Below are 17,429 nucleotides of genomic sequence, written 5' to 3'. Positions count from 1 at the left end.
CACATGTTCATTTCATTTTTCTGGAAAAGCGCAGCCCAGTTTCTTGAGGGCGGCATCGACCCAGGTTCGGTCGTTCGTGCCGGCTGCGATCGCCTGCATCTGCTTCGTCTCGGCATCTTGCTTGGCTTGGGTCTTTGCGAGCACCTCCTCGGCATCGGCGAGCGGAACGCAAAGGACGCCGTCGGAATCGCCAATCATGATGTCGCCAGGCTCGATGACCATGCCGCCGATGCTGATCGGGACATTGATTTCGCCCGGCCCGTCCTTGTAGGGACCGCGATGCGTAACACCGGCCGCAAAGGTAGGCAGATTGGTTGAGACGAAGGCGTCGACATCGCGGATCGCGGCATTCAGAACGAAGCCGGAAACGCCTTTCTTGACTGCGTAGGCGAGCATTAATTCACCCATCAGCGCGTTCGACAGATCACCGCCAGCATCGACGACGATCACGTCGCCGGGCACCGCCATGTCGATAGCCTTGTGCAGCATGAGATTGTCGCCCGGACGCGACTTGACCGTCAGGGCGACGCCGGCCATTCCGCCCGAGGCATGCATGGGACGAAGCGTCGGGCCAGCCGCGGTCATGCGCGACATGGCATCCGAGACATTGGCAACCGGAAGCAGCGCAAAAGCGTCGACCAGTGCTTTCGAGGCGACGTTCCCACGATTGTTGATACGGAACCCGATGGACATCTCTATTCCTTTACTTGGCAATTGTATGATTGGTGGCGTCGAGAAGCTTGCGGTTTGCAATGCGCGATGGCGACACCGGCTCTCCTGCGAGAACCTGGAAAATGCCGCTGACAGCATCCACTCCCACGCGCACCCCTGCTTCGCGAGTTACGCCGCCGATATGTGGCGTCAGCACAATCCGCGGCTCTGCGAAGAAGGGGTGATCGGCCTTGGGAGGCTCTACGGCAAAGGTGTCGAGACCGGCGCCAGCGAGATGGCCGCTCTGAATGGCTCTGAGAAGGGCCTCTTCGTCGATCAGTCCGCCACGGGCGGTGTTGATGACATAACTGCCCTTCGGCATGCGTGCGATGGCACTGGCATCGAGGATGCTGCGGGTCTGCTCGGTCAGCGGGCTGTGAAGGCTTAGAATATCCGACCGAGACAGCAGGTCTTCGAAGTTGGCGCAACGATCGGCACCCAGGCTTTTGAACGCGCTGTCGTCGGCATAGGGATCGTAGCCGATGACCTTCATGCCAAGGCCCTGCGCCATGCGGCCGGTGGCCTGGGCGATCGCGCCCATCGCCATCAGACCGATCGTCGCGCCAGCAATTTCGCGACCAGCGAAGCCTGGCTTTTCCCAGCGGCCGGCGCGCAGGCCGGCATCAAGCGGCAGGATGCGCTTCACGACGGCCAGAAGAAGCGCGATGGCATGTTCGGCAACGGAGATTGCATTGGCGCCAGCGGCAACGAGCACCGGAATGCCGCGGCGCGCGGCGGCCTCCAAGTCAATATTATCGACGCCCACGCCATGCTTGGAGATGACGCGCAGTTGCGGTGCCCCGGCCATGACGCTTTCATCGATGCGACCCATGCGTGATACAATCCCGACCGCACCCGAGGACTTCAGATATTCGGAGATCACGGCGCTATCGGCGTAAGGCGGAGTGTGCACGGCCTTGTAACCATGGTCTGCCAAGAGCTGTTTTGCACTCGGATCAAGGTCTGGCCCGGTTACGAGGATGGTTTTGTTCATCGCATGCTTCTCCGGACAACGGCCTGAGGTCAGGCAGTTGTCGATCTGTCAAATTTTGGATTGTTTTGGTGACCGGCTCCCGGCGGCGCACCTACAATCCTCCCGCCAGAAACGTTAATCGAGAGAATAACTTCACAAAAGCGAATAATTCTGCTTATCAAATGCAGAGAAACTGGATTTATAGATGGATACGCGTCAGTTGAAGACCTTAGTGGCGATTGTCACGCATGGCACCTTTGCCAAGGCGGGGGACGTGGTCGGGCTCACTCCTTCCGCCGTGAGCCAACAGATCCAAGCCCTTGAGGGAGAGCTTGGGACGAGCCTTTTTGACCGCACCTCCAGACCACCGACACTAACGCCGCAGGGTATGCAAGTCTTGGAAATGGCAAGGAATATTCTGCGGGAAGAGGAGGATGCAAAAGCCAGCCTGAGAGGTGAACGGATCGCTGGCACCTTGATGATTGGTTCGGTGCGTTCGAGTGCGCTCAATCTGCTCCCTCGTGCGATTGTGCAGATGCGCGCGCAATATCCTCAACTCAAGACCAGCCTGCGCATATCGCTGTCTTCAACCCTGATCGCGGATGTGGCGGGAGGGCGACTGGATGCGGCGATTGTGGCTGATCACATGGGCATACCGCCTGCATTGCGGTGGAGCCCATTCCTTCGCGAGCCCCTGTGGTTGATCGCCCCGAGGGGGACGAGCGAGACGGACGTTGTCAAACTGTTGACTGAAATGCCCTATGTCCGCTTCAGAAGTGCCGTTCCCCTTGCAAACGTCATTGATGCCGAAATATCCCGGCTCGGAATCGTGACTCAGGACGTTGCCGAGATAGACACGATCGGCTCAATCGTCACCTGTGTCAGGCAGGGTCTGGGCGTGTCCATCGTCCCGCATGTTGCTCTTCAGGAGCCAGAGGACCTGGAACTCGTCAAGCTGGCGTTCGGCAAGCCTCAGTTGACTCGTCAAATCGGCATAGTGGAGCGGACAGTTTCTCCCCGCGCCGAAATTATTGAACGGATGCATGCAACTCTCGCCGCGCTTTGCGGCGAACACGGCCTGGCGCGCGACAGGCGCTGATGCTAACGACCTTTCGATTGGCCGCGCACTTTAGCAGAGATCGCCTTGAAGGGGTCGGTTCCGGCTGGGGGCGAAATGACACTCTAAGGATAATGCTTCTTCGCACCGCTCAAGAGTCGTCAGGGGCGGCCCATCGCTCTTGAAATCATTTCGAGTTCGTTCGTCATAATGCCGCCAGTCCAGCCTTCAGGCAGAGACCGAAAATCCTCAACCGTATCGACGCCGGTAGAATAATTGCCGCCAGCGTAGGGGCCGATGACGAAGACCTCACTTCCTGCCGACCGAAGCCGGGAAAGCATGCGGTCGGGCCAACCCCACATCTGCGAGGTCATATTGATCGGTATATATACCACCCCGTTACGGCAGGCATCGGGGACAATTCCGGTCCATCCCCATTTCGTGTATTCCTTCAGGCATGCCATGGCAGATGCTCTGGTCGTCGTCTTCAGCGTTGGCAACGCGGCTTTGAGTGTCGCGATCGGTCGCTCACCACCGTAGACGAACAGCTTGTCTGTGACCTTTGCGGGAAAGGATTTGAGGTAGGCCGCGAAAAGCTCTCCCTCCTTCGGCGAGTTGCTCTTGATATTGATAAGGAAGCGCTTGCCTGGAAAGGTGTTCAATACCTCCCTAAGGGTCGGCATCAATCCAATACCTTGACCTCGGAAGGGAAACGTTTTGCCGCCATCAGCGGTGTAACCATAGCCGACGTCGAGCTTCCGAAGATCGGCCATCGAATGCTCACGGGTCACCCCCTGTCCCTCAGTTCGGCACTCCAAGGTCCAGTCATGAAATACAGCGAATTCACCGTCGGTCGTTGGATGAACGTCGAATTCGACAGCATCCGCACCGGCCTGGAAGCTGGCCGTCATCGAGGGAATCGTATTCTCAATGAAGACATTTGCAGATGGCAGCATGCGGGTGGCGGTGCAGGTATCTGCCTTAACGCCGGTCATATCGTATCGAGGTGCAATCCCGCGATGGGCTAGGAGGATAGGAGCACCAGTCTGGGGTTCCGCCAGCAAGTTCGTGTTGATGAGAAAAATGGCCGATGCGGCGGCAACACCCGCAACCAACACCAAGACGGACAACTTTTTAAAAAATGATCGCATGTATTATCCCCGCAAAGCATTGAAGCTCCCAATTGAAGAAGACGAATTTGGGGCAGCGCGTAGGGAACCATTCACCCTGGGATGATCTCCGTCGTTGCTAATTCTGCATTGTCTTGTCGGAAGCGTTTTACCACGTCGGCGACGGTGTTTTTGCTGATTCCGAGATCGCGCGCGATCCAGCGGTAGCTTCGCCCTTCAGCAATCAATGCCATGACTCTCGGCGCCAGCCTGTCTGACTTGGGACGTTCTCCAGCTTGACGGCCAAGCTTCCTGCCGCGCGCCTTCGCGGCGGCGAGACCGGACTTAACGCGCTCGCTAATCAGGTCGCGCTCAAACTCGGATATACCGGAGAGAAAGGTCGCCAGCATCCGGCCATGTGGTGAGGACAGATCGAACGCCATTCCATTCATGGCGATGACCGAGACTTTCCAGCTTTCCAATTCACGAAGCGTGTTGAGAAGATCCACCGTCGAGCGGCCCCAGCGAGAAAGCTCGGTGACAAGCACTGCGTCAATCTTACGAGCTTGGGCCAAAGCCATCACCTTGCGACGCTCGGCGCGATCAAGCTTCGTACCCGATCCAGTCTCTTTGAAAATTGCGGCAACCTCATAGCCCGCCCGATTTGCGAAGGCGGCAAGGTCACGCTCCTGCCGCTCGCATGACTGGTCGGCCGTCGAAACCCGGCAGTAAATTGCGGCTCGCTGTCCCAATTGGACCCTCGTAGATTTTGATGCCGGAAAGCCTTGATTTGTATGGGCTGATTGTTGTCCAAAACAGACTATACTTCAATAGGGACAGATGCGGCATGCCAAGGCGACATATTCTCACCGAGCGACAGCGCTCGGCACTCTTCGATCTGCCTACCGATGAACTCTCGCTGCTCAGGCACTACACTCTGGCCGACGACGACCTTGAACATATCCGGGAACGGCGAAGACCGGAGAACCGGCTCGGGTTCGCTTTACAGCTATGTGCCCTTCGCTATCCCGGTCGTGCGCTCACGCCCGGCGAGTTGATCCCGCAGGAAGTCCTGTCTTTTATCGGAGCTCAACTCGGCATCCCGGCTGACGCGCTTCTCGCCTATGCCACTCGCCGCCAGACCCGCCAGCAGCATATGGAAGCCTTACGAGAGATTTACGGCTACAAGGCGTTCGCGGGCCGTGGCGCACGTGATTTGCGAGACTGGCTTTTCGATCAGGCCGAAGATGCGAGGTCGAACGAGGATCTGGCGCAGCGCTTCGTCGCACAATGCAGGAAAATGGTGACCATCCTGCCGGCGGTGTCAACGATAGAGCGTCTGTGCGCCGATGCTCTCGTTGCGGCCGAGCGACGCATCGAGACGCGGATAGCGGAGAGGCTCGATTTTGATGCGCGCGAGCGACTGGACGGGCTTCTGACCGAAATGGTGGACGGAAACATCAGCCGTTTCATCTGGCTGCGCCAGTTCGAGGTCGGCAGCAATTCCGCGTCAGCGAACCGCTTGCTTGATCGGCTGGAGTTTCTGCGCGGTCTGGAGATCGATCCTCAGGTCCTCCTGGGTATACCGCCACACCGCATCGCGCGTCTGCGTCGGCAGGGCGAGCGTTACTTCACGGATGGCCTGCGCGACATCAGTTCGGATCGGCGATGGGCGATCACCGCCGTCTGTGCAGTCGAATGGGAAGCCGCGATCGCCGACGCCATTATCGAGACCCACGACCGTATCGTCGGGAAAACCTGGCGAGAGGCGAAACGGCTCCATGACGAGCGGATTGCCGGTTCCAAGGCGGCGGTCACGAATACGCTTCGCGCTTTCACGGCGTTGGGAGCCTCTTTGCTGGAAGCTCGCGACGATGGCATACCGTTGGAAAATGCAATGGCACGATCGCTAGAATGGCATCAGCTTGAACAACTGGTCGCCGCAGGGACGCAACTCACCAATACGTTGGCGGATGAACCATTGGCCCACGTCGGACAAGGGTATCATCGGTTCCGCCGATACGCGCCGCGGATGTTGCGAAGCCTGAAGCTGAAAGCTGCACCCGTGGCCGAGCCATTGATCTTAGCCGCAAAAGCCATCGCCGCGATGCGCGTATTGCCCTCGGTCGACGCATCTTTCCTTCGGCCAAATTCGAAATGGCAACGCCATCTCCGCGCGCAAGATGGATGCGACAGTCGTTTATGGGAAGTCGCGGTCCTGTTCCATCTCCGCGATGCTTTCCGATCGGGAGACATATGGCTGGATCATTCCCGCCGATACGGTGATCTAAAGCAGGTCCTTGTACCGTTGACCTCGGCGCAGGCGAACGCCAAGCTGGCAGTTCCTCTTGATCCTCAAGCCTGGCTGACTGATCGCAAAACCCGTCTTGCGGACGGCTTAAAGCGGTTGGCGCGTGCCGCTCGCGATGGGACTATTCCCCATGGCAGCATTGAAGATGGAACGTTGCGGATCGACCGGCTGACCGCAGACGTTCCTGAAAATGCAGAGGAGCTGGTTCTCGATCTTTATCGTCGGATGCCGCCCGTGCGGATCACTGACATCTTGCTGGAGGTTGATGAAGTGATCGGCTTCTCCGACGCCTTCTCCCATCTGAGAACCGGAGCGCCATGCGCCGACCGGGTCGGCTTGTTGAACGTCCTGCTTGCGGAGGGACTGAACCTCGGCCTTCGTAAAATGGCGGAAGCCTCCAACACGCATGATTACTGGCAGCTCTCACGCCTCGCCCGCTGGCATGTCGAGAGCGAGGCTATGGACCAGGCGCTGGCGATGGTCGTAGCCGCGCAGGGAAAGCTGCCGATGTCCCGGTTCTGGGGCATGGGAACGACGGCATCGAGCGATGGCCAGTTCTTCCCATCGGCACGACAGGGCGAGGCCATGAACATGATCAACGCGAAGTACGGCAATGAGCCTGGCTTGAAAGCCTACACCCACGTCAATGACCAGTTCGCGCCCTTCGCGTCGCAGACTATTCCGGCAACGGTCAGCGAAGCACCGTACATCCTCGACGGCTTGCTGATGAATGAGGCAGGTCGGCAGGTTGGGGAACAATATGCCGATACGGCCGGCTTCACGGATCACCTCTTTGGCATCAGCGCCATGCTTGGCTATCGCCTAATCCTACGTATTCGTGATTTGCCATCGAAACGGCTCTACGTGTTCAATCCCGCAGCAACGCCGAAGGATTTACGCGGCCTGGTCGGCGGCAAAATCCGGGAAGAGCTGATCGTCGCAAATTGGCCCGATCTATTCCGGTGCGCCGCCACGATGGCTGCCGGCAAGATCAGACCGAGCCAGTTACTCCGGAAACTCGCATCCTATCCCCGACAGAACGATTTGGCGGCGGCACAGCGCGAGGTAGGACGCGTCGAACGTACTCTCTTTATCATAGAGTGGATCCTCGACACCGATATGCAGCGCCGCGCCCAGATCGGCCTCAACAAGGGTGAGGCTCATCATGCACTCAAGAATGCCTTGCGCATTGGCAGGCAGGGTGAAATCCGGGATCGAACCACGGAGAGGCAGCATTACCGGATCGCCGGGCTGAACCTGCTCACAGCGATCATCATCTACTGGAACACCGTCCGTCTCAGCCACGCTGTGGTCGAACGGCGAAACGAGGGTCTTGATGTGCCGCCCGAGCTTTTAGCCCATATCTCTCCTCTGGGCTGGGCGCACATCCTATTGACGGGCGAATACCTCTGGCCCATCGAGGCAAATTCTTAGGGTGTCATTTCGCCCCGAGCCGGAACCGACCCCTTGAACCGAATCGGACCTACGACCGCGCTGTTGTTTTGCGTCGATCTCATCCGGACTCTTCGGGATGTCAGAGACTTAGAAATCCCACTTCTCAACCGCGTTCGTCAGTACCTCGTCAATCATAGGAGGACCGTCTCGAATTTTGGAAAGCTGTTGTCCTCGTATCTTCTCTGGTCTCGCTGCAATCTGGGTCCGCATAAGGTGAGAGCATCAGTGTGGCTCACGATCAACCGTCAGATCTAACAAGCTCCGCCGTGAAAATTGGATGGAAATGGATGGATAAATGGTGCATAACGGCGCTTAAAGAATTGGATGGGAATAGATGCAAAAATGGAAATTCTCAAAACGACAACTGTCCAGATCACGCCCGAAATCCTGTCGCTGATCGCCGAAATCGACGAATTCAAAGGTGCTTGGCGTGCGATCGGCCGGATCGCGCCTGAGCGGTTGTCCAGCCTGAGACGTGTCGCTACGATTGAAAGCGTCGGCTCCTCCACACGTATTGAAGGGGCACGCCTCACCGACCGAGAGGTCGAAAAGCTGCTGGCAAACATTCGGCTAGGGTCGTTTACGACACGTGACGAGCAAGAGGTCGCCGGCTATGCGGAAGTGATGGAAACCATCTTCAGTGCATACGAAGCTATTTCGTTCACCGAGAATCATATCCGCCAGCTACACCGCGACCTTCTTGCGCATTCGACGAAAGACGAGCGGCATCGCGGTGCCTACAAGACCCTTTCCAACAACGTGGAAGCGTTTAACGAACAGGGCGAGAGCCTCGGTATCGTTTTTGAAACGGCATCGCCGTTCGATACGCCGCGTAGAATGGCAGAACTTCTCGCGTGGTTGGACGAGCAAGGACGAGAAAAACACCTCCATCCACTTTTGGTCGTCGCGATCTTCGTTGTCGTATTCCTCGAAATCCATCCATTCCAAGATGGCAATGGCCGCCTTTCGCGTATTCTGACCACCTTGCTGCTCCTGCGGGCCGGCTACGCTTACGTCCCGTACAACTCGCTCGAAAGCATCATCGAGCAAAGCAAGGAGAGCTATTACATCTCTCTTCGACGTACGCAGGGAACGATCCGAAGCACAGAGCCAGACTGGAATCCCTGGATCGAGTTCTTTTTAAGAGCTCTGCATCTGCAGAAAACCCGGCTTGAGAAGAAAATGGAGCGCGAGCGCATCATCCTCGCCGACATGCCGGAACTATCCGTCACATTGCTCGAGTTAGCGCGCGAGCATGGGCGGATCACGGTTGCAGAGGCTGCTAGGATCACTGATGCGAGCCGTCACACCATTAAAGATCACCTTAAGGCCCTCGTCGATCAAGGGCACCTCGTCCTGCACGGTGCCGGCCGCGGCGCATGGTACGGCCTTTCCTGATTAATCAGATGTCAGGCAAATCTGACTGGGTTTTTAGCTCTTGAACGGATACGAACCTACGGCTGGGCATTTAAGGAATTCCTATAAGCAGCAGGCTGCTCAGGCTGAAGTACGTCTACACTGTCATTCGTCCCAGCAGTAGATAGACGAAAGGGATGCTTTAGGGTTAGCTGCGCCGATGATCGATCTTCGAAACATTGAGACCTTTTTCTGGGCGGCAGCGCTGGGCAGCCTTCGCGCTGCGGCCGAAAAGCTCGGGACAACCCAACCTGCGGTCTCACAGCGCATTGCTGCGCTCGAGCTTGCTCTGGGGGTCAAATTATTTGACCGGGCTGCCCGGGGAGTAAGGCTCACTGCAAAGGGGCAAGAGCTTCTCGCCCATGCGGAGCAACTGATACAGGCTCGTAACGGAATGATTGAAGCCGCGCGCGACAGCACTGCCATGACCGGGCGCCTCAATCTCGGGGTGGCGGAAACGATCGTGCAAACGTGGTTGCCGCAGCTTATTGCTGAAATTCATAATGCCTATCCCGACCTGACACTTGAGATCGAGGTCGACACCAGTGAAATGCTGCAATCGCACCTCATGAGCCGTCGTATCGATCTTGCCTTTCTGATGGGGCCGGTTCTGGAACCACGTGTCGCCAACCGGCCACTCTGCACCTATCCGCTGGCATGGATAGCCAGGCCCGGTCTTTATTCCACACAAGAGAGCGTTTCAGTGGAAACGATCTCTGCCCTGCCGGTGATTACCTACGGTTCCAACAGCACACCCTACCGGCAGGTGCGCGACATCCTGCAACGCTATCGTTTTCCTTCACCGCGCATGTATGGCAGTGCGTCACTGTCGATGATTGTCAAAATGGCTCTGGACGGCATAGGCACAGCTGTCATCACCCCAGTTTTTCTCGGCGCAGAAATTGAGCGCGGAGAGCTGGAAATCCTGAACGTGGATGTGGAGCCACTCAACGATTTGCATTTTACCGCAAGCTGGATCGACGGGCCAGATAGCCATGCCGCCCGCGTCATTACCCACATGGCGCAGCAGACTGCCAGAAACAGTGCCGGAAATGTTCTTCCGACGGCACCTGCAATCGATGAGATATAAAAAATTCTTATGCCTTGCTTCCAAAGATACGATTGGACAAGCCGGCATTATCGACATTTAATCGCAAAAAACAAAAGCGATATAAATCGCACGCATGGGAACAGGCAGTCATAGTATCAGCTACGAGGCATAAGGGACGTCACTTCGTCCCGGACTCTCGCTCGCCTTTTCTCGTGCTCTTCCAGATCGAACCAGAGAAAAGGGAACCACATGAAATTACTCTCCTTTGCCACCGCACTCCTCGTTTCCGGCGCCGCCGTTGCCCAGGAACTGCCCAAAGCCCAGTTGCAGATCGTCGGCGGTCTCAGCAATCTTACTGCTTACCAGCAGTTCGAGCAGCCGTTCTGGTCCAAGACCATTCCGGAAAAATCCGGTGGCCAAATCACCGCGACTATCAAGGGTTTTAACGAAATGGGTCTCAAAGGCCCGGAACTGATGCGTCTGATGTCGCAGGGTGTGGTGCCGTTCGGCACGGCAACGCTGTCCTATTTCGCCAGCGACAACCCGATCAATGAAGCCATCGACCTTCCCGGCCTGGCGCCCGATGTCGAGACTGCCCGCAAGGTTACGCAGGCTTTCCAGCCGGTCTATGAGAAGTTTTATGGCGAAGGCGCCAAGGTCAAGCTTCTCGGCATTTCGACCTATCCAGCCCAGGTGGTTTTCTGCAATGCCGAGATCAAGGGCCTTGCCGACCTCAAAGGCAAGAAGGTTCGTACCTCCGGCCGCACGCAGGCCGAGTTCGTTGAAGCCTTCGGTGGCACCAGTGTGACCATGGCCTTTGGTGAAGTGGTCCCTGCATTGCAGAACAATGTCGTCGATTGCGCCATCACCGGCTCGCTCTCCGGCTACTCGGCCAAATGGTATGAAGTATCGACTCATCTTCTGGCTTTGCCGATCAACTGGAACCAGCAGATCCATGCCGTCAACCAGAAGGTATGGGACAAGCTCGACCCGAAGGTTCAGGCGTTCCTCGAGGAAAACATCGCAACACTGATGGATGACATCTGGAAGGCTGCCGGCACACAAACGCAGGAAGGATATGACTGCAACACCGGCGCTGCCGCCTGCATGCAGGCCGTCAAAGGCAAGATGACGCTGGTTGTGCCGACCGATGAGGACAAGGTACTTCTGAACACCACGCTGAAGGACAAGATCCTTCCGACCTGGGCGGCGCGTTGCTCTGCCGATTGTGTAAAGGACTTCAACGACACGATCGGTGCAACCTTTGGACTGACGGCTTCCAAGTAATCCAGCCTCGGACACGGCTGCATCAATCTGCAGCCGTGTCGTCTCCCCTCCAGCCGGATCGAAGACCATGACAGGATCAATCCCTTTATTTACCGCGCTGTTCGGCTTTGCCGAAAAGGCAGCCCGTTGGGCCGTGCTTGCCAGCGGCACACTGACCATCGCCAGCGTCCTGCTGATTACAGTAGACGTGCTGCTGCGCAAACTGTTCGGCTGGACGGTGGGCGGCTCGGATGAATTGTCGAGTTATGCCTTTGCGATCAGCACCACGTGGTCACTTGCCTTTGCAACGCTACAGCGCGCCAATGTGCGTGTTGACGTTATCTATCAATATTTGCCCGTGCGTGTTTCGGCAGTGCTTGATTGGCTATCGCTGGTCTGCCTCGGCATCTTCATCGCCTTTGTGACCTATTACGGTTACGGCGTTGTCGCTGAATCGATCAGCAACAATTCACAGGCCAACACACCACTGGGCACGCCACTCGCTATTCCGCAAGGTCTGTGGTTCGCCGGACTTGTCTTCATGTGCCTGATCCTCGCCCTCATGCTGATCCGCGCCTCGGTCGCGCTGGTCACTGGCGATATTGATACCGTCAAGGCCATCGCAGGCGTTCGTTCCGTGCAGGAAGAAGCAGAAGAGGAAGCGCTGGCCGGCGAGCGTTTGATCGAAGGAGAACGCAAATGATCGCCACCACACTCATTCTCCTTCTGGTTCTGATTGGCCTGTCCATTCCGGTTGCAGCCGCGCTTGGTGTGCTTGGTCTGGTCCTTGATCCCACATTCTCCATGCTGCCACTTACCCGCGCCATCGGAGAGCTTGCCTGGAGCACCAATAACGAGTTCCTGCTCGTTGCCATTCCACTTTTCATTCTGCTTGGAGAAATCCTGCTGCGCGCCGGGTTTGCCGAACGCATGTATAGTGCCATGAGCCTTTGGCTTTCCTGGCTTCCCGGTGGCCTTATGCATGCCAATATCGGCGCGTCAGCCCTGTTTGCCGCCACCTCCGGCTCCAGCGTTGCAACCGCCGCGACGGTTGGTACAGTGGCAATCCCGCAAATCAAAAAGCACGGCTATAACGAGCCTCTCTTCCTGGGCAGTCTGGCCGCCGGTGGCACACTCGGCATCCTGATCCCGCCATCAATCAACATGGTTCTCTACGGCGTGTTGACCAATACCTCGGTCCCGAAACTCTATCTTGCCGGTATCATTCCCGGCCTGTTGCTGACCGCACTGTTCATGCTGACCATCATTGCCGGCTGCATCATGGTGCCTGCCTGGGGTGGTGCACGCGTCAATGGCACGTGGAACAAGCGTTTCGCGAGCCTTGTTCATCTCGCGCCACCGCTTGGCATCTTCCTTCTGGTGGTCGGTTCGATCTATGCCGGTATCGCAACGCCAACCGAAGCTGCGGCACTTGGTGTCAGCGGTGCAATGATCCTCGCTGCCTGCTTTGGCCGCCTCACTTTCGCAATGTTGGCGGAAGCGATTGAGGGCACCATGAAATCATCGGCCATGATCCTTCTGATTATCATCGCCTCCGGTTTTCTCAATTTCGTCATGTCGGCCACCGGCATCACCGATGTCATCACCAGTTCGATTTCCGGCCTTGGCCTGCACCCTGTTGCAATGATCTTCGTGGTGGTGATCTTCTACCTTATACTTGGCTGCTTCATGGAATCTCTGTCCATGATGATCACCACGATCCCGATTGTCGCGCCAATCATGCTGGCGCTTGGCTTTGATCCGATCTGGACTGGTATTCTCATCATCGTGCTGGTGGAAGCCGCTCTCATCACGCCGCCTGTGGGCCTGAACCTCTTTGTCGTTCACAGCCTTCGCAAAAGCGGCTCGATGACACCCGTCATCATCGGTTCGCTCCCCTTTGTGAGCGCCATGGCCGTGCTGATCGTGCTGCTTTCGATTTTCCCATCAATCGCGCTCTACCTTCCGAGCCTCGCTGACTAAACTCATCGACTGAACACTGGAATATATCTCATGAAACTGCATTTCACGATCGAAACCACATCGTCCCGCAATGACCTCGACATCGAGATCGATCAACTCGTCGTCGCAGGCTGGGCCGGTCGTGACCGGGCTGCCATTGATCACCATATCGAGGAACTGGCGGCCATCGGCGTGCCGCGCCCCAGCACCGTGCCGCTCTATTACCGCGTTTCCGAAAACAGCGCCGTCCAGACCGATGTGATACAATCAGTCGGTACCGAAAGCTCCGGCGAGGTTGAAACCTTCATCTTCCGCTCCGGCGATGATCTCTATGTTTCGCTTGCCTCCGACCACACCGACCGCAAGCTCGAAGCCCATAGCGTTGCTCTGTCAAAGCAGATCTGCCCCAAGCCGATTGCCAGCACTGCATGGCCTTTTGCCGAGGTTGCTGACCATTGGGATCAGCTGATCATCCGCTCCTGGATTGACGAGAACAATGCCCGGACGCTCTATCAGGAGGGGCCACTTTCGAGCCTGCGCACGCCGCAAGACCTGATCCTGGGGCTGACTGGCGGCGCACAACAACTGCCGGAAAAAACTGGCATGATCTGTGGTACGGTCGGCGCCATCGGCGGTATTCGTCCGTCCGCTCGCTTTACCATGGAGCTGTTCGATCCCGTATTAAACCGCAGCATCCACCACGGCTACACGATCGAAACCCTGCCGGAGGTTCAATAAAGATGACCCTTTACCCGACGATTGCAGACGTATCCGCATTACTTGCGTCAAGGCAAACCACCAGCCGGAAGCTTGTCGATGCCGCAATCGCCGCAATCGACGATCCGGCAGGTCAGGGTGCAAAAGCCTTCATCCGTCGCAATGATGACCGTGCCCGCGCCATGGCGAATGCGTCCGATGTCATGCGCGGCGTCGGACAGGTTCGCTCTCCGCTGGAAGGCATCGCCATCTCGGTGAAGGATCTGTTCGATCTCGCCGGTGAAGTGACGACGGCTGGCAGTGTTGCGAATAACCAGTCAGCGCCAGCGGCGGCCGATGCTCCGGTGGTGCAGGCACTGGTTCGCGCAGGTGCGGTCATTACTGGCACGACCAATATGAGCGAATTTGCCTTTTCCGGTCTCGGCCTCAATCCCCATTACGGCACGCCGCTCAATGTCTACGACCGTTCCACCGGGCGCATTCCAGGGGGGTCATCCTCCGGTGCTGCGGTCTCCGTCACGGACGGCATGGCAGTTGCCGCCATTGGCACGGATACCGGTGGATCGATCCGCATTCCGGCCGCGTTCTGCGGCCTTACCGGTTTCAAGCCGACCGCCAGCCGCGTCAGCCGCGAGCACGTTCTGCCGCTCTCGACCTCGCTCGATTCCATTGGCCCAATTGCGGCAAGCGTTGCCTGCTGCGCGGTGATCGACGCCATCATTTCCGGAGAAACGGACCGATCGATCCGGCCGATACCACTGGCCGGACTGAGATTGGCCGTGCCGCAGACCGTGGTTCTCAACGATGTGGACGACCATGTTGCCGCGTCCTTTGCTGAAACCTTGAGCCTTCTGTCGGAAGCGGGCGCACACATCGTCGAGATCGACGTGCCGGAATTTGCCCAGCTTGCCACCGTCAATGCCAAGGGCGGGCTGATTGCAGCCGAAGCCTGGCACTGGCATCGCAACCTGCTTGAAAGCCGCGGCGACACCTATGACCACCGCGTCCGCAGCCGCATCCTGCGTGGCCGGGACATGAGCGCCGCAGACTATATCGATGTGCTTGAGGCCCGCACTGCATGGCAACTGGGTGTCAATGACAAGCTTGCATCCTTTGACGCCATCCTGCTGCCGACTGTGCCGACTATCGCGCCGACCGTGGCATCGCTCGAAGCCGATGACGCAACCTTCTTTGCCGCCAACGGCTTGACGTTGCGCAACCCTTCGATCATCAACTTCCTTAACGGATGCGCACTTTCAGTGCCCTGCCACACGGCGGGTTCCGCACCGGTCGGCCTGATGATCGCGGGCGGTCCTATGACCGATGCAGATATCCTGTCAGTCGGCCTCGCCATCGAACATGCATTGAATGCAAGGGCTGCATGATATGACCTTCGCACCGGGCTCCGCTGCCTATCTCGCGCGATCGCCGACGCCTCACCGGCCTTTCTATCACCCACGCCCCGGGACATATGCTGATGACCGACCTCGTGAATGCCAATCTTTCCATCTGAGTCGATTCGTGATGGGCGTGATTGAAAGGATCAGAACAAATGCTTTATCATTCGACTAGGCCGCTTGATGTCGAAACCCTTTTCCAGGCCGAATTTTCCTCTTTTGGCATAATGCTTGGCAAACCCTATCCGACTGCCGGTAATCCGGTGGCGTTCTCAAATGCCGCCACCGATTTCTGGCAGGAGCATCTTTTCGATGTCGGACAGGACGGTGAGACCGAGATCCTCTGGGTAAACTATCGCAATGACGATCCGTCGGTGGCCATTTTTGAAAAACACGTGCTAACCGAACAGGCTGTCGTGCCATTGATCGGCTCGATCATTCAGGTTGTCGCCTTGTCCGGACAGAACGGCGGTCCGGACCTTTCCACCGCGAGAGCCTTTCACATCGAGCCGGGGCAGGGTGTGTGCATGAAACGAGGCGTCTGGCATGCGACGCGCAGCCGGGGTTCGACCTGTATGATGCTGACGCGCTGTTCGACCACTTTGGCTCTCGTGGCGCAACTAAACCAGCTGCCACATGCGAATGAAACCGTGCTGTATGACCTTGGCAATCAGCCTGTCCGCATCAAATTACGATGACGCAGGCCCCGATCGGCAGGGTATAAGCTCTTGATGAAAATCGAACTTTCAGCCCATCTATTTGTCATGAATTGAGAGGTAGGGGATCTGTGCCTTCACTTAGAATTGCGAGGTATCGTCGATAGCTGAACACGCGGCCGCGCCTGCGGCCGGTGACCTCATCAACGATGCCCAATCGTTCTAGGTCGGCAAGTGCAGCGTTGACCGTTGGTGCGGACAGACCGGTCACCCGAACAATCTGGTTTGCCGTGTGAAAAGGATTCTGCTGGAAAAGCTCGTGAATACGAAGAGCCGATCCTGCTCTATCACTCCCTACGGTTATCCGCTCCCGATCTTCCTTGAAAAGATCGACGATCTGAGTAGCAGCCTCAAACGCTTGATTGGCCGTGTCGGCGACGCCGATTAGGAAAAACTCTAGCCAAGCTTCCCAGTTACCATGTTCACGAACCTCTTGCAGTAGCCGACAGTATTCTCTCCGATGGGACTTCAGATAGAGGCTGAGATAAAGCAGCGGTTTTCGCAAAACGCCGTTCATGCAAAGATATAGGGTGACCAGCAGGCGGCCGATACGGCCATTACCATCGAGAAACGGATGGATCGTTTCAAACTGCACGTGCAGCAGACCAGCTTTGATCAGCGCCGGTAACCTCGATTGGTCATCATGCATGAAGCGCTCGAACGCGTCCAGGCAACCGGCCATTTCAATGACGGGTGGCGGTACAAAGAGTGCGTTACCGGGGCGCGTGCCACCAATCCAATTTTGCGAGCGGCGGAACTCTCCCGGATCCTTGGTGCCTCCCCGACCACTGTGTAGGAGTCTGGCATGCAATTCACGGATCAGACGCAACGACATGGGAAGCGTTTCTAGCCGCTCTAAACCATACATCATGGTGTCAACATAGTTGGACACTTCACGGATATCATCAACCGGCTGCGCGGCTTGAGCTTCGGTCTCAAACCGCAAGAGATCAGAAAGCGTCGACTGCGTGCCTTCAATCTGCGAGGAAAGAACGGCTTCTTTTCTTACGTAGATATAAAGAAACAGCTCCTGTCTCGGCAGCAGCATTGTGATGCCATCCAGGCGTCCTAGCGCGCGCTCAGCCAAGCTGAGACGCTCGAGCAATGATAGCACATCAATCGCCGGTTCGGGCGGTAATGGTGGGGGCACGAACGCCCGCACTGTTTCACTGGCAGCGACCGTCTAGACGAAACGACCCAGGCGGTTTCTGGATTGGGAATCAGACATAACGCAATATCAGTCGCTCCCCTTATTTAAGCAAGGCGCATTTCATTTAATTAAGCGACA

14 protein-coding genes and 1 pseudogene are annotated in these 17,429 nt (G+C 57.2%); 10 read left to right on the top strand and 5 right to left on the bottom strand.

Annotation, left to right across the window (positions count from 1 at the left end; genetic code table 11):
* Window positions 1-12: 12 nt before the first annotated feature.
* Both AGR1_RS26420 and AGR1_RS26415 read right to left on the bottom strand, forming a co-directional pair.
* Window positions 13-693, bottom strand: a complete 681-nt coding sequence (locus tag AGR1_RS26420; RefSeq protein WP_187772305.1) for an RraA family protein — start codon at window positions 691-693, stop codon at window positions 13-15.
* Window positions 694-703: 10 nt separating this feature from the next.
* On the bottom strand, window positions 704-1,705 hold the full coding sequence (locus tag AGR1_RS26415) for a hydroxyacid dehydrogenase (protein ID WP_149148917.1): 1,002 nt from the start codon (window positions 1,703-1,705) through the stop codon (window positions 704-706).
* Window positions 1,706-1,889: 184 nt separating this feature from the next.
* On the opposite strand from AGR1_RS26415, the gene AGR1_RS26410 reads away from it, so the two are divergent.
* Window positions 1,890-2,783 carry a LysR substrate-binding domain-containing protein gene (locus AGR1_RS26410; protein WP_149148916.1) on the top strand — a complete coding sequence of 298 codons (894 nt, stop codon included), beginning with the start codon at window positions 1,890-1,892 and terminating at the stop codon, window positions 2,781-2,783.
* A 119-nt stretch (window positions 2,784-2,902) separates the two neighbouring features.
* Here the strand turns inward: AGR1_RS26410 and AGR1_RS26405 are convergent, their stop codons facing one another.
* Together AGR1_RS26405 and AGR1_RS26400 are read right to left on the bottom strand one after the other, a co-directional pair.
* Window positions 2,903-3,892: a glycerophosphodiester phosphodiesterase family protein gene (locus tag AGR1_RS26405; protein WP_149148915.1), complete on the bottom strand. Its 990-nt coding sequence runs from the start codon at window positions 3,890-3,892 to the stop codon at window positions 2,903-2,905.
* Window positions 3,893-3,963: 71 nt separating this feature from the next.
* Window positions 3,964-4,602, bottom strand: coding sequence for a recombinase family protein (locus AGR1_RS26400; protein WP_149148914.1), 639 nt, complete (start codon window positions 4,600-4,602; stop codon window positions 3,964-3,966).
* Between the two features lie 95 nt (window positions 4,603-4,697).
* On the opposite strand from AGR1_RS26400, the gene AGR1_RS26395 reads away from it, so the two are divergent.
* The 9 genes from AGR1_RS26395 (at window position 4,698) to AGR1_RS26355 (ending at window position 16,123) form a co-directional block, all read left to right on the top strand.
* On the top strand, window positions 4,698-7,595 hold the full coding sequence (locus tag AGR1_RS26395) for a Tn3 family transposase (protein ID WP_149148971.1): 2,898 nt from the start codon (window positions 4,698-4,700) through the stop codon (window positions 7,593-7,595).
* Window positions 7,596-7,958: 363 nt separating this feature from the next.
* Window positions 7,959-9,014 carry a Fic family protein gene (locus AGR1_RS26390; RefSeq protein ID WP_246669752.1) on the top strand — a complete coding sequence of 352 codons (1,056 nt, stop codon included), beginning with the start codon at window positions 7,959-7,961 and terminating at the stop codon, window positions 9,012-9,014.
* Between the two features lie 178 nt (window positions 9,015-9,192).
* Window positions 9,193-10,122 (top strand): LysR family transcriptional regulator, encoded by a 930-nt coding sequence (locus AGR1_RS26385; RefSeq protein ID WP_149148913.1) that lies wholly within the window; start codon window positions 9,193-9,195, stop codon window positions 10,120-10,122.
* A 210-nt stretch (window positions 10,123-10,332) separates the two neighbouring features.
* Window positions 10,333-11,370 (top strand): TRAP transporter substrate-binding protein, encoded by a 1,038-nt coding sequence (locus AGR1_RS26380; protein ID WP_149148912.1) that lies wholly within the window; start codon window positions 10,333-10,335, stop codon window positions 11,368-11,370.
* Window positions 11,371-11,437: 67 nt separating this feature from the next.
* On the top strand, window positions 11,438-12,052 hold the full coding sequence (locus AGR1_RS26375) for a TRAP transporter small permease (protein ID WP_149148911.1): 615 nt from the start codon (window positions 11,438-11,440) through the stop codon (window positions 12,050-12,052).
* Window positions 12,049-13,332, top strand: a complete 1,284-nt coding sequence (locus AGR1_RS26370) for a TRAP transporter large permease (RefSeq protein WP_149148910.1) — start codon at window positions 12,049-12,051, stop codon at window positions 13,330-13,332. Before AGR1_RS26375 ends, AGR1_RS26370 begins: the two co-directional genes overlap by 4 nt.
* A gap of 30 nt (window positions 13,333-13,362) precedes the next feature.
* Window positions 13,363-14,049, top strand: coding sequence for a DUF2848 domain-containing protein (locus tag AGR1_RS26365; protein WP_149148909.1), 687 nt, complete (start codon window positions 13,363-13,365; stop codon window positions 14,047-14,049).
* A gap of 2 nt (window positions 14,050-14,051) precedes the next feature.
* Window positions 14,052-15,413: an amidase gene (locus AGR1_RS26360; RefSeq protein ID WP_149148908.1), complete on the top strand. Its 1,362-nt coding sequence runs from the start codon at window positions 14,052-14,054 to the stop codon at window positions 15,411-15,413.
* Window positions 15,414-15,580: 167 nt separating this feature from the next.
* The gene (locus AGR1_RS26355; RefSeq protein WP_348640599.1) at window positions 15,581-16,123 is read left to right on the top strand and encodes an ureidoglycolate lyase; all 543 of its coding nucleotides are present in this window, start codon (window positions 15,581-15,583) and stop codon (window positions 16,121-16,123) included.
* A gap of 64 nt (window positions 16,124-16,187) precedes the next feature.
* Here the strand turns inward: AGR1_RS26355 and AGR1_RS26350 are convergent.
* Window positions 16,188-17,369: pseudogene (locus tag AGR1_RS26350) on the bottom strand (Fic family protein).
* Between the last annotated feature and the right edge of the window lie 60 nt (window positions 17,370-17,429).

This window comes from Agrobacterium sp. B1(2019), assembly GCF_008274755.1.
GTDB lineage: Bacteria > Pseudomonadota > Alphaproteobacteria > Rhizobiales > Rhizobiaceae > Agrobacterium > Agrobacterium salinitolerans.
This window is presented reverse-complemented; position numbering and strand designations above follow the sequence as displayed.